General features: G+C 63.5%; 10 protein-coding genes. 5 read left to right on the top strand and 5 right to left on the bottom strand.

The window, feature by feature from the left end; all coding sequences use genetic code 11:
• Positions 1–61: 61 nt before the first annotated feature.
• Positions 62–1,171, bottom strand: a complete 1,110-nt coding sequence (locus tag CLAM6_RS02220; RefSeq protein ID WP_043333735.1) for an S-(hydroxymethyl)glutathione dehydrogenase/class III alcohol dehydrogenase — start codon at positions 1,169–1,171, stop codon at positions 62–64.
• 286 nt (positions 1,172–1,457) lie between these two features.
• Here CLAM6_RS02220 and CLAM6_RS02215 point away from each other — a divergent pair, with 286 nt between their 5' ends.
• On the top strand, positions 1,458–2,351 hold the full coding sequence (locus CLAM6_RS02215; protein ID WP_043333734.1) for a LysR family transcriptional regulator: 894 nt from the start codon (positions 1,458–1,460) through the stop codon (positions 2,349–2,351).
• Positions 2,352–2,488: 137 nt separating this feature from the next.
• Here CLAM6_RS02215 and CLAM6_RS02210 read toward each other — a convergent pair whose 3' ends face one another.
• Complete coding sequence (locus tag CLAM6_RS02210; protein WP_043333733.1) at positions 2,489–4,015, bottom strand: NCS1 family nucleobase:cation symporter-1; 1,527 nt, start codon at positions 4,013–4,015, stop codon at positions 2,489–2,491.
• Positions 3,972–4,367, bottom strand: coding sequence for a hypothetical protein (locus CLAM6_RS02205; protein ID WP_153635089.1), 396 nt, complete (start codon positions 4,365–4,367; stop codon positions 3,972–3,974). The genes CLAM6_RS02210 and CLAM6_RS02205 overlap by 44 nt, the downstream gene beginning before the upstream one ends.
• A 487-nt stretch (positions 4,368–4,854) precedes the next feature.
• Here CLAM6_RS02205 and CLAM6_RS02200 point away from each other — a divergent pair, with 487 nt between their 5' ends.
• The 4 genes from CLAM6_RS02200 to preA all read left to right on the top strand — a co-directional run bounded on the left by CLAM6_RS02200 (position 4,855) and on the right by preA (position 10,244).
• The gene (locus CLAM6_RS02200) at positions 4,855–5,757 is read left to right on the top strand and encodes a nitrilase-related carbon-nitrogen hydrolase (protein WP_052384559.1); all 903 of its coding nucleotides are present in this window, start codon (positions 4,855–4,857) and stop codon (positions 5,755–5,757) included.
• An 84-nt stretch (positions 5,758–5,841) separates the two neighbouring features.
• Complete coding sequence (hydA, locus tag CLAM6_RS02195; RefSeq protein ID WP_043333732.1) at positions 5,842–7,284, top strand: dihydropyrimidinase; 1,443 nt, start codon at positions 5,842–5,844, stop codon at positions 7,282–7,284.
• Between the two features lie 195 nt (positions 7,285–7,479).
• Positions 7,480–8,880, top strand: a complete 1,401-nt coding sequence (locus tag CLAM6_RS02190; protein ID WP_043333731.1) for an NAD(P)-dependent oxidoreductase — start codon at positions 7,480–7,482, stop codon at positions 8,878–8,880.
• Positions 8,880–10,244 (top strand): NAD-dependent dihydropyrimidine dehydrogenase subunit PreA, encoded by a 1,365-nt coding sequence (gene preA, locus CLAM6_RS02185; RefSeq protein WP_084589409.1) that lies wholly within the window; start codon positions 8,880–8,882, stop codon positions 10,242–10,244. The genes CLAM6_RS02190 and preA overlap by 1 nt, the downstream gene beginning before the upstream one ends.
• Before the next feature lie 161 nt (positions 10,245–10,405).
• On the opposite strand, the gene CLAM6_RS02180 is transcribed toward preA, so the two are convergent.
• Together CLAM6_RS02180 and CLAM6_RS02175 are read right to left on the bottom strand one after the other, a co-directional pair.
• A complete protein-coding gene (locus CLAM6_RS02180) occupies positions 10,406–11,026 on the bottom strand; it encodes a TetR/AcrR family transcriptional regulator (protein ID WP_043333730.1) in 621 nt (206 codons plus the stop codon).
• Positions 11,027–11,196: 170 nt separating this feature from the next.
• Entirely contained in the window at positions 11,197–12,405 is a 1,209-nt protein-coding gene (locus tag CLAM6_RS02175) for a CmpA/NrtA family ABC transporter substrate-binding protein (protein ID WP_043333729.1), read from the bottom strand.
• Positions 12,406–12,455 lie beyond the last annotated feature (50 nt).

The raw sequence follows: 12,455 nt of genomic DNA, 5'->3' as shown, positions 1-12,455 counted from the left end.
GTTCCAGACCTCACCGGGCAACAGGTGTTTCCGTGTTGCCCGGCGGCAGTTCAGCCCCGGATCAGAAGCTCAGCACGGTACGGATCGACTTGCCTTCGTGCAGCAGATCGAAGGATTCGTTGATCTTCTCGAACGGCATCTGGTGAGTGATGAAGTCGTCCAGATTGATCGCGCCGTCCATGTAACGCTCGACGTAGCCCGGCAGTTCGGTACGGCCCTTGACGCCACCGAAGGCGGAGCCTTTCCAGACGCGCCCGGTCACCAGCTGGAACGGGCGGGTGGAGATCTCTTCACCGGCACCGGCGACGCCGATGACGATGGATTCGCCCCAGCCCTTGTGCGCGCACTCAAGCGCGGCACGCATGACATTGACGTTGCCGATGCACTCGAAGGAGTAGTCGACGCCGCCGTCGGTCATGTCGACGATGGCTTCCTGGACCGGCACGGACAGCTTGCTCGGGTTGACGAAGTCGGTGGCGCCGAACTTGCGGGCCAGGTCGAACTTGTCTTCATTGATGTCGATGGCGATGATGCGCGACGCCTTGGCCATCACCGCGCCCTGGATGGCGGCCAGACCGATGGCACCGAGGCCGAAGATGGCGACGGTAGAGCCCGGCTCGACCTTGGCGGTGTTCATCACCGCGCCGATACCGGTGGTGACGCCACAGCCCAGCAGGCAGATCTTGTCCAGCGGCGCTTCCTTGGACACCTTGGCCAGCGAGACTTCCGGCACCACGGTGTATTCGGAGAAGGTGGAGGTGCCCATGTAGTGGTGCAGCATCTTGCCATCGAGGGAGAAGCGCGAGGTGCCGTCCGGCATCAGGCCGCGACCCTGGGTGGCACGCACGGCGCTGCACAGGTTGGTCTTGCCGGAGAGGCAGAACTTGCACTTGCCGCATTCGGCGGTGTAGAGCGGAATGACGTGGTCGCCCGGCACCAGGCCAGTCACGCCTTCGCCCACTTCCTCGACGATACCGGCGCCTTCGTGGCCCAGCACGGACGGGAACAGGCCTTCCGGGTCTGCGCCGGACAGGGTGAACGCATCGGTGTGACAGACGGCGGTATTGACGATGCGTACCAGCACCTCACCGGCCTTCGGCCCTTCGACATCGATCTCGACCAGTTCCAGCGGCTTGCCGGCTTCCAGCGCAATCGCAGCACGTGATTTCATGAATCTCTCCTAGTGAGCATCAATAGCGGTAAACTGGCTGCCAATCTCATGCCCCCTGGTGTGGTGATGATCACCACGGAGGCCACCCTGAAAGGTAGCCGCACCTGACAGGTTGCATGGATGAGTCGCCCGAGGGACTCCCCACGCGACAGGCACTGGGCTTGTCCTTGCGGTTCATCCTTGCGGGCTTGGCATGGAGCACAGTCTACGCAGTCATGCGGGTGGGATTAAGCCGTTGGCACTCAGATGATTATTGCCACTCAACAACAATGAAAGAGGAGCCAGCATGCAGCGCTGGGACCGTATCGAAGCCTTCGTGGAAGTCGTCAGAATCGGCTCATTTTCCGGTGCTGCCCGTCATCTCGGGGTGTCCAGCTCACATGTCAGTCGTCTGATCAGCCAGCTGGAAGCCCAGCTCGATACCCAATTGCTCTACCGCACCACCCGTCAGACGCGTCTCACCGATGCCGGACAGGTGTATTTCGAGCACTGCCATCACCTCTTCGATGGCTTCCGCGCCGCCGAACAGGCCATCGGCGACTTCCACGCCCGCCCCAGCGGCGTGCTCAAGCTGACCAGCGCCACCACCTTCGGCGAGCGCTACGTCGCGCCGCTGGTCAACGACTTCCAGCTGCTGCACCCGCAACTGGAAGTGCAGATGCACTTCACCAACCGTCCGGTGGAACTGATCGACGAGGGCTTCGACGTCGCCATCCGCATGGGCGTGCTCAAGGACTCCTCGCTGATCGCAAGGCGGCTGGTGGATCGCCGCGAATTCGTCGTCGCCTCGCACGACTACTTCCAGCAGGCACCGCGCCCGCACACCCTGGCCGAGCTCTCCAGTCATCGCTGTCTGGCCGGTTCCAAGCGCGAGTGGCTGTTCGAGGTCGAGGGTCAGCGCCGTGAGGTGCGTATCACCGGCAGCTGGCAGGCCAACTCCGGCCCGGCGCTGTTGGACGCCACGCTCAAGGGCCTCGGCCTTGCCCAGATTCCCGACTATTACGTCGCGCCCCATCTGGCCAGCGGCAAGCTGATCTCGGTGCTGGATGAGTACCAGGTGCGCGATACCGGGGTGTGGATCGTCTATCCCCGCCACCGCCACCTCTCGCCCAAGGTGCGCCAGTTCGTCGACTTCATGGTCGAGCGCTTCGAAGATGGCACCCCCGGCCTTGACGCATGACGCGCCGCCGCGGATGAGCTGCCGAATTGATGAACGAATAAGTTGATGAGCGGATGAGTTGATAAGCCGACGAACGACAGACGGGCTGCCAATCGGCAGCCCGTCTGTCATTGCACTCACCATGCTCATAAGCGGCGTCAGGCGCGCTGCGCCCCGCTGCCCGGTACTGCCTCCGGCAGATGCACCGGCGGTGCCTTGACCAGCAACTTGCTGGCCACGAAGTAGACCAGCGCCCCCAGCAGCGAGCCGGTGAACCAGCCGTAGTCGTAGAACCAGGAAAGTCCGGGCTGCGAGAAGCTGATCACCGTCAGTCCCACCGGCACGAAGAAGGCGATGAAGCCCGCCGGATTGAAGGCCGGATAGGTGCTGCCATCCAGATAGAGTGCCGGCAGATCAAAGGACTGACGACGGATCACGAAGTAGTCGACGATCATGATCCCCGCGATCGGCCCCAGCAGACTCGAATAGCCCAGCAACCAGTTGGAATAGAGGCTCTCGAGACTGACGTCCGAGACGATCCAGCCCATCTTCTTGATCAGCTCGAAGCCCATCAGCAGCACCCCGACCAGCCCGGTCAGCAGCACGCCGCGCGTCTGGTTGATCAACTTCGGCGCGATGTTCTGGAAGTCATTGGTCGGCGAGACGATGTTGGCCGCGGTATTGGTGGAGAGCGTCGCGATGATGATCAGCACCATGGCGATGGCGACCCAGCCGGGGCTGTCGATACGACCGATCAGGTTGACCGGGTCGGAGATGGTCTCGCCTACCAGCGAGCTGGACGCCGCGGTCAGCACCACGCCGAGCGCCGCGAAGAAGAACATCGTCAGCGGCAGGCCAATGATCTGACCGACGATCTGGTCCTTCTGGCTCTTCGCGTAACGACTGAAGTCAGGAATGTTCAGCGACAGCGTCGCCCAGAAGCCGACCATCGCGGTCAGGCCCGCCATGAAGTAGCTGGCCACGCCATCGCCTTCGGGACGATTCGGCGGCTGGGCCAACAGCTCGCTGATCGAGGTATGCGGCAGCGCCCACACCATCAGGCCGACCCCCACCGCCAGCAGCAAGGGCGCGGACAGCGTCTCCAGCCACTTGATGGATTCCGCGCCGCGAATCACCACGAACAGGTTGAGCGCCCAGAACACGAAGAAGCCGATGACCTCGCCCACCCCGCCCAGCGCCTTCCAGTCGGCCGAGAGGCTCGACAGCAGCAGGTGGATGGCCAGCCCGCCGAACATCGTCTGGATACCGAACCAGCCACAGGCGACCACCGCGCGAATCATGCATGGCACGTTGGAGCCGATGATGCCGAAGGAGGAGCGCAGCACCACCGGGAAGGGGATCCCGAAGCGCGTGCCGGGGAAGGCGTTGAGGGTCAGCGGAATCAGCACCACCAGGTTGGCGACCAGAATCGTGAACAGCGCCTCGCCGACGCTCAGGCCGAAGTAGGCGGTCAGGACGCCACCCAGGGTGTAGGTCGGCACGCAGATCGACATGCCGACCCACAGTGCGGCGATGTTCCAGCGCGACCAGGTGCGTTCGGCACTCCTGGTCGGCGCGATATCCTCGTTGTAACGCGGGCTGCGGGCGACATCCTGTGCCACCACCAGCTCGATCATTTCCTCATTGCTGCGCACCATGTGCGAGCGCGTCTGTGTCGGGGCCATGAGTCCTCACCTGTTCAGCTGTTGTTATTGTTGAGGGTGATGCACTGCGCTTGCCTTGTGTCACTTGTCGTTTCCTGTCTTCCTTACCTTCTCCGTCGCTTTCCTGACTCCTCTTCGCTCCTCCCCGTTCGGCACACATCATCAGGCACACTTCATTCGGCACTGCATGCAGAAGATTCTGATTCAGAAGATTCTGCGGCAGACGAATCTGTGGCAGGCCGTGTAGAAGAAACACCTTGCGCAGTTCGTGTGGAAAACCCTGTGGCAAATCGCATGCCGCCGGCCGGATTATTGCCGACAAATCAAACCTGTCTTGCAAGACAACTTGAGATGCAATGGCGCGTATTTTCATTCATGACGCCTGTCAGGTGGCGACAAGCCGTGTTCGCGCCAACTGTCAGTATGGTCAGGTTCCAAGCTGGTGCAAGGCGGTCTTGCGCAATGCCCACGCAAACGATCACAAGCCACTGTTGTGCATCGTCTTTTCCTTTGAAAATCGCGTGAACCACGCTGATTCTCCAGGCACCACAATGGTGAAATATGGCCTTTTATTGAATAAAAACTCTTTGATAACAACAAGATAAATCCACAAGACTTTATTTGACACTTCATCTTGCCGAACGCGGGAACACTGTCTAATGTTCATTAAGCTGACTGGTGAGACAGGATTTAAATCGGACCTTTCCTGACCCATGACGCCTGCCAGCGGCATGCAGACTTGCCAGGCAGGCGGCGTGTTTTTCCTGGGGCCATTTCGCGCTATCCCTGCTCACCCGCTCAGCCCACCAGCACTCATTGAAGACAACAACAACCGGCGCCAAGCGCCCGATGAGGAAGACATGTCGAACGATTCCCGCATCTCCTATACCGAGGATGCCGGCAAGCTGCGCTGCGCCGTCATCCAGATGGGACTCAACGTCTCCACCGACCTCGAGCCCGCGCAGATCCGTGATGCCATGAACGAGGCCCACCTGCCGCTGATCGACCAGGCCGGTGAGGCAGGCGTCAAGATCCTGTGCTTCCAGGAAGTCTTCAATCAGCCCTATTTCTGCCCGAGCCAGGATGCCAAGTGGTATGCCGCCGCCGAGCGCGTGCCCGACGGCCCCACCGTCACCCTGATGCAGCAGTACGCGAAGAAGCATCAGATGGTGATCATCGTGCCCATCTACGAGGAAGTGCAGCCGGGGGTGTACTACAACACCGCCGCCGTCATCGATGCCGACGGCAGCTATCTGGGCAAGTATCACAAGACTCACATCCCGCAGGTGGCGGGCTTCTGGGAGAAATTCTTCTTCAAGCCGGGCAAGTCAGACTGGCCGGTCTTCGACACCGCCTACGGGCGCATCGGCGTCTACATCTGCTACGACCGCCACTTCCCGGAAGGCTGGCGCGCACTGGCGCTCAACGGCGCCGAGATCATCTTCAATCCCTCCGCCACCGTCGCGGGCCTCTCCCAATACCTGTGGGAGCTGGAGCAACCCGCCTCCGCCGCCGCCAATGGCTGCTACATCGCCGCCATCAACCGCGTCGGCCATGAACAGCCCTGGGATATCGGCGAGTTCTACGGCTCCTCCTACTTCGTGAATCCACGCGGCCAGATCGAAGCCCAGGCCAGCGCCACCGAGGATGAGCTGCTGATCCACGACCTCGACATGGCGATGGTGCGCGAGGTGCGCAACAACTGGCAGTTCTTCCGCGACCGTCGCCCGGATGCCTATACCCGCCTCACCGACGGCGAATGACGGACTGACGACCCGCACGACAACAACAAGACGACCTGACACTCAATGCCGGACAAGGCCGCGCGATGCGGCCGGGAGAGACTCATGGCAATCCTGATCAAGGGCGGCAGCATCCAGACCCACGAAGAGCGCTACACCGCCGATGTGCTGTGTGACGGCGAGACCATCACCGCCATCGGCACCGACCTGGACGTACCGGACGACTGCGAAGTGATCGACGCCAGCGGCTGTCTGGTGATGCCCGGCGGCATCGACCCGCACACCCACATGCAGCTGCCCTTCATGGGCACCGTGGCCAGCGAGGACTTCCAGACCGGCACCGCCGCGGCGCTGGCCGGCGGCACCACCATGATCATCGATTTCGTGATCCCCTCCCCGCAGCAACCGCTGATGGAGGCCTATCACACCTGGCGCGAATGGGCCGAGAAGTCGTGCTGCGACTACAGCTTCCACGTCGCCGTCACCTGGTGGGACGAGAGCGTCAGCCAGGACATGGCGACGCTGGTCGCCGATTACGGCGTCAACAGCTTCAAGCACTTCATGGCCTACAAGAACGCCATCATGGCGCCGGACGACACCCTGGTCTCGAGCTTCGCGCGCTGCCTGGAGCTGGGCGCGATTCCCACCGTGCATGCCGAGAACGGCGAGCTGGTCTACCACCTGCAGCAGAAGCTGCTGGCCGACGGCATCACCGGCCCGGAGGCGCACCCGCTGTCACGCCCGCCGCAGGTCGAGGGCGAAGCCGCCAGCCGCGCCATCCGCATCGCCGGCACCCTGGGCACGCCGGTGTATCTGGTCCACGTCTCCACCGCCGATGCGCTGGAGGAGATCCGCTACGCCCGCGAGCACGGTCAGCCGGTCTACGGCGAGGTGCTGGCAGGCCATCTGCTGATCGATGAAGAGGTCTATCAGAACAAGAGCTGGGAATTCGCGGCCGGCCACGTGATGAGCCCGCCGTTCCGTTCGCTGGAGCATCGCCAGGCGCTGTGGGGCGGCATCCAGTCCGGTGACCTGCAGACCACCGCCACCGATCACTGCTGCTTCTGCGCCGAGCAGAAGGAGATGGGCAAGGACGACTTCTCGAAGATTCCCAACGGCACCGCCGGGGTCGAGGACCGCATGGCGATGCTGTGGCACGAAGGCGTCAACACCGGGCGTTTCTCCGCCGAGGACTTCGTCGGCCTGACCTCCACCAATGCGGCCAAGATCTTCAATCTCTATCCGCGCAAGGGTGCGATCCGCGTCGGCAGCGACGCCGACATCGTGGTCTGGGACCCCAACGCCGAACGCACCATCTCGGCCAAGACCCACCACCAGAACATCGACTTCAACATCTTCGAAGGCCGCACCGTCAAGGGCATTCCGCGTCACACCATCAGCCGCGGCGACTGGGCCTGGCGCGATGGCGAACTGCATGCCAAGCGCGGTCACGGCCAGTATGTCGAGCGTCCGGCCTACCCCAGCGTGTTCGACCAGCTCAAGGCCCGCGCGGAGAGCAACGTCGTCAGCGCCGTGGATCGCAGCTGACGGTCGGCGAACGGCCCACCTGAGACAACTGAGACAAGTACGACACGACTGAACGGCGGCCTGGCGGCGCACCTGACGCGCTGCCAGTCCCTTAGCACTGCTAAACAAGCCGCTGCCAGTCAAGAAGCGCAACCCGACTCGCCTGCAAGACCAACAACAACGACCCCGCGCCTGAGCGCGGGCAGGAGCCACACCGTGACCACATCCTCCACTCCTTCCCACTGGGCCCCGAGCGGGCTCGCGGAAGAGGCGCTGAGTGCGCGTTTCACAGACCTGCATCCGGCGCTCAGCAAGCGCCAGGCCTTCATCGAGAGCTCGCGCTGTCTGTACTGCTACGATGCCCCCTGCATCAAGGCCTGCCCGACCAGCATCGACATCCCGACCTTCATTCGCCGTATCCACGATGACAATCTCGAAGGCGCCGCCAGCGAGATTCTCGATGCCAATATCCTCGGTGGCAGCTGCGCCCGCGTCTGCCCCACCGAGATCCTCTGCGAGCAGTCCTGCGTGCGCAATCAGGGCGATGAGTGCCAGCCGGTGCTGATCGGCCTGCTGCAACGCCATGCGCTGGACAACGCCCAGTTCGAAGCCCATCCGTTCACGCGTGGCGCCAGCACCGGTCGGCGTATCGCGGTGGTCGGCGCCGGGCCTGCCGGGCTTTCCTGCGCCCATCGCCTGGCGCGTTTCGGCCACGACGTGGTGATCTTCGAGGCCGAGGAAAAGGCCGGCGGCCTCAACGAATACGGCATCGCCCGCTACAAGCTGACCGATGACTTCGCCGCCCGCGAGGTCGAATTCCTGCTCGAGATCGGCGGCATCGAGATCCGCCACGGCCAGCGCCTCGGCGACAACCTGGCGCTGGCCTCCCTGACACGCGAATTCGATAGCGTCTTCCTGGGCCTCGGCCTTGGCACCAGCCATGCCCTCGGCCTGACCGGCGAGGATGCCAGCGGCCTGATGGCGGCCACCGACTTCATCAAGGTGCTGCGTCAGAGTGGCGAACTGAACGCCCTCGCGGTGCCCAGACACGCCGTGGTGATCGGCGCCGGCAACACCGCCATCGATATCGCGGTGCAGGCCAGGCGCCTCGGCGCGCAGACGGTGGACCTGGTCTACCGGCGTGGCGAAGAGCAGATGTCCGCTACCCATCACGAGCAGGAAATCGCGCGCGCCAATGGCGTGATGATCCACACCTGGGCGCGCCCGCTGGCGCTCGATGTGGCAAACGATAGTGGTAGAAGCGAAGAAGGTGATGACGCCGCGCTCAGCGCGATGCAGTTCGCGCGCACGCGGGTCGAGGATGGCCGCCTCGTCGATACCGGCGAGACCTTCACGCTGGCCTGCGACGGGGTCTTCACCGCCATCGGCCAGGGCTTCGATGACGCGAGCCTGAGCGATGCGCATGCCGCAGGGCTGGTCCGCGAGGGGGCCAAGATAGAGGTGGACGAGATGCTGCGCACCAGTCTGCCCGGCGTCTATGCCGGCGGTGACTGCATCGCCCGCGGGCAGGACCTCACCGTTCAAGCCGTCGCCCACGGCAAGCTGGCCGCCGAGGCCATCCATCACGATCTGATGCTCAAGGTGGAGGCCGCCTGATGACCATTCATACCCCGCTCAATGACGATAACGCGCGCCCGGCAGGTGCTGGATCAAGTGCTGAAGCAAGTGGCGATCACGTCGCCAGCTACAAGGCCGATCTGTCGGTCAACTTCGCCGGCATCCGTGCCCCCAACCCCTTCTGGCTGGCCAGCGCCCCGCCCACCGACAAGGCCTACAACGTGGTACGCGCCTTCGAGGCCGGCTGGGGAGGCGTGGTCTGGAAGACCCTCGGCGAAGACCCGGCCGCGGTGAACGTCTCCTCCCGCTACTCGGCGCACTATGGCCCGAATGGCGAGGTCAGCGGCTTCAACAACATCGAGCTGATCACCGACCGCTCGCTGGAGATCAACCTGCGCGAGATCACCCAGGTCAAGAAGGACTGGCCGGACCGCGCGCTGATCGTCTCGCTGATGGTGCCGTGTGAGGAAGAGGCCTGGAAGACCATCCTGCCGCAGGTCGAGGCCACCGGCTGTGACGGCATCGAACTCAACTTCGGCTGCCCCCACGGCATGCCGGAACGCGGCATGGGCGCGGCGGTGGGCCAGGTGCCGGAGTATGTCGAGCAGGTCACGCGCTGGTGCAAGACCTACAGCTCGCTGCCGGTGATCGTCAAACTGACCCCCAACATCACCGACGTGCGCGAACCGGCCAAGGCCGCCTGGCGTGGTGGCGCCGATGCCGTCTCGCTGATCAACACCATCAACTCCATCACCCACCTGGATCTCGACCGCATGGTCGCGCATCCCATCGTCGGCGACCGCAGCACCCACGGTGGCTATTGCGGCAGCGCCGTGAAACCCATCGCGCTGAACATGGTGGCCGAGATAGCGCGCACGCCGGAAACCGCCAACCTGCCGATCTCCGGCATCGGCGGCATCTCCAACTGGGAAGATGCCGCGGAATTCATCGCCCTCGGCGCGGGCAGCGTGCAGGTGTGCACGGCGGCGATGCTGCACGGCTTCCGTATCGTCGAGGAGATGAAGGATGGCCTGGGGCGCTGGATGGACAGCAAGGGCTATCAGCGTATCGACGAGTTCTCCCGCGCGGCGGTGCCCAACACCACCGACTGGAAGCAGCTGGACATGAACTATCAGGTGATCGCCCGCATCGACCAGGACAAGTGCATCGGCTGCGGACGCTGCTATATCGCCTGCGAGGACACCTCGCACCAGGCCATCATGCATCTGGCCAAGGACAACGGCACCGCCCGCTATGAGGTAAAGGACGCCGACTGCGTGGGCTGCAACCTGTGCGAGATCACCTGCCCGGTCGAGGACTGCATCACCATGGAAGTGCAGGACACCGGCAAGCCGTACATGAACTGGATGGAGGACCCACGCAATCCGCATCGCGCGGCCTGATCGTCTGGTGCTCCTCTGATCCCGGGGCGCAGGTAGCAATAGATGGGAACCAAAAAAAGGGGCTGCCAGCAATGGCAGCCCCTTCTTCATTGTCTTGATGACCAATCAACGATGACCATGATTAGCTTAAGGACAATGAAATCATGGAGTCAACTGCTGACTCAGGCGGACAAACCGACGCCCTTCAGCAGCACCCGCGTCACGTTCTGCACCGCCTGCTCGAATTCCCGATCACTCAGCGCCTTGCCCTGATTGAGCACCGCGATCTGGTGATCGAAGTCGGCGTAATGCTGAGTGCTGGCCCAGATCATGTACAGGTAGGCGGAGGCATCGACGTTGTCGATGCGGCCCTCGCCGATCCACTGGCGCAGACGTGACTTCTTCATCTCGGCCCACTCGTCGAGCCACACCGTCAGCTCTTCGCCCAGCACCGGCGCACCCTGCATGATCTCGCTGGCCCACACCTTGGAGCCATAGGGGCGCTGGCGCGAGTGCATCATCTTGGCGCGAATGTAGGTGGAGAGCACCAGCTGCGGGTCGTCGTAGGCCTCGAAGCACAGCGCATCTTCCTTCCACAGCGCCAGCAGGCCATCGAGCACCGCGCGATACAGCGCTTCCTTGGTGCTGAAGTAGTAATGCAGATTGGACTTGGGCAGCTCTACCTCGGCGGCAATATCGACCATGCTGGCGCCGACATAGCCCTTGAGAGCGAAGATCTTTTCGGCGGCGAGCAGGATGCGGCCGACATTATCCTTGCGAATCTGAGACTTGCGAGTGGTCATGCGATCCCCTGACGCGGTGCTGGCAGTGCGATGAGAATATCACAACCGCACTGCCAACATGTCTGAGCCGTCAGGTTTGCCCTGTCATCCGGCAAAGGAGATGGCGACTTATCTACAAGTGCTGTGCAATCCCGCGCCAGCGCGGATCGGCAAGGACCGCGCCCGCGACATCACTCGAAGACCGCACCATCGATGAAGCCATCCGCCGGCATCGGCACCTGGCCCGCCTCACCGCTCAGCCACCAGGGCGCCGGATGCGTGCCTTCACTGCGCTCATCCGCCACCGGTACCACCATGCCCAGCTTGCGGGCCGCCGTGCGGTAGAGGTCCGGACGCACACAGCGCGCCAAGGTCGCTTCGAGATCATTGTCGCTGATGCCCTCGAGATGCCCCCAGCGCTGCATCTGGGCGGCATACCAGCGCGTCTGGGAACGCCACGGGAAGTTGGCCGCGTAGCGATGGAAGATGGTCCAGCCGGGATTGTGCTGCTGGAAGTCGTCCACCGACTGCTCGACATCGACATCTTCCAGTCCGCGCGTCACCACGCTCATCGGCACCTCCGGCATGCCCTCGTCATGCAGCCACTCGGCGGCTCTGGCCCGATTGCCGGGGCGATCCAGCCAGGCGCAGGCATTGAGCAGCGCGCGAATCAGCGCCTGATGCGCCAGCGGATGCTGCTCCGCCCAGTCCTCGCGCACGCCCAGCACCTTTTCCTGCCCGAAGCGCCAGATATCGTGACTGCCCGCCACCACCTGCCCCATCCCCTGCGCCGCTGCCAGGCTGTTCCAGGGCTCTCCGACACAGAAGCCGTCCAGCGCACCGCTGGCCAGCTGCGCGGCCATCAGCGGCGGTGCCACGGCGCGCATCTCGACGTCGCGGTCCGGATTGATGCCGCCCGCCGCCAGCCAGTAGCGCAACAGATAGCGATGCGAAGAGAACGGATGCACGCTGGCCAGCTTGAGCAGCGGCTCACCGCGCTGCTTGCGCTCGCGCATATGCGCCGCCAGCGCCTTCGCGACCTGCAACGGACTGGAGAGGTCGTGGCCGTCCTCGCCGAGGGCGGCCATCAGCGCGCGCGACAGCGTGATGGAGTTGCCGCCCAGATTGAGCGTCATGGCACTGATCACCGGCGTGGCGCGGCCATCCAGGCCCAGGGTGGAGGTCAGCGGCATCAGCGCCAACATCTGCGCGCCCTGCAACACGCCGGTCTGCAGGTCATCACGCAACGCCGCCCACGAAGGTTGCCACTTGAGTGTCACCGCCAGCCCTTCCTCGCGGAAAAGCCCCAACTGCTCAGCGACCACGAAGGGCGCGGCATCATTGAGTGGCATCAGGCCCAGCGTCAGCTGATGGCCATTCAGGGGTACATCTGTGGGCATCACGCACACCTCTTGAACGATCGAGAGAGAAGGACAGTACGGCGACCGGC

This window comes from Cobetia sp. AM6 (assembly GCF_009617955.1).
Lineage (GTDB): Bacteria > Pseudomonadota > Gammaproteobacteria > Pseudomonadales > Halomonadaceae > Cobetia > Cobetia amphilecti.
The sequence above is the reverse complement of the archived record's forward strand: the minus strand, read 5'-3'. Positions and strand labels throughout refer to the sequence as shown.

What these genes read in the sequence shown, in the direction of transcription:
- CLAM6_RS02220 (WP_043333735.1), bottom strand. Translation starts at nt 1,171, where the DNA reads ATGAAATCACGTGCTGCGATTGCGCTGGAAGCCGGCAAGCCGCTGGAA.
- preA (WP_084589409.1), top strand. Translation starts at nt 8,880, where the DNA reads ATGACCATTCATACCCCGCTCAATGACGATAACGCGCGCCCGGCAGGT.
- hydA (WP_043333732.1), top strand. Translation starts at nt 5,842, where the DNA reads ATGGCAATCCTGATCAAGGGCGGCAGCATCCAGACCCACGAAGAGCGC.
- CLAM6_RS02180 (WP_043333730.1), bottom strand. Translation starts at nt 11,026, where the DNA reads ATGACCACTCGCAAGTCTCAGATTCGCAAGGATAATGTCGGCCGCATC.
- CLAM6_RS02215 (WP_043333734.1), top strand. Translation starts at nt 1,458, where the DNA reads ATGCAGCGCTGGGACCGTATCGAAGCCTTCGTGGAAGTCGTCAGAATC.
- CLAM6_RS02175 (WP_043333729.1), bottom strand. Translation starts at nt 12,405, where the DNA reads ATGCCCACAGATGTACCCCTGAATGGCCATCAGCTGACGCTGGGCCTG.
- CLAM6_RS02210 (WP_043333733.1), bottom strand. Translation starts at nt 4,015, where the DNA reads ATGGCCCCGACACAGACGCGCTCGCACATGGTGCGCAGCAATGAGGAA.
- CLAM6_RS02205 (WP_153635089.1), bottom strand. Translation starts at nt 4,367, where the DNA reads ATGAAAATACGCGCCATTGCATCTCAAGTTGTCTTGCAAGACAGGTTT.
- CLAM6_RS02200 (WP_052384559.1), top strand. Translation starts at nt 4,855, where the DNA reads ATGTCGAACGATTCCCGCATCTCCTATACCGAGGATGCCGGCAAGCTG.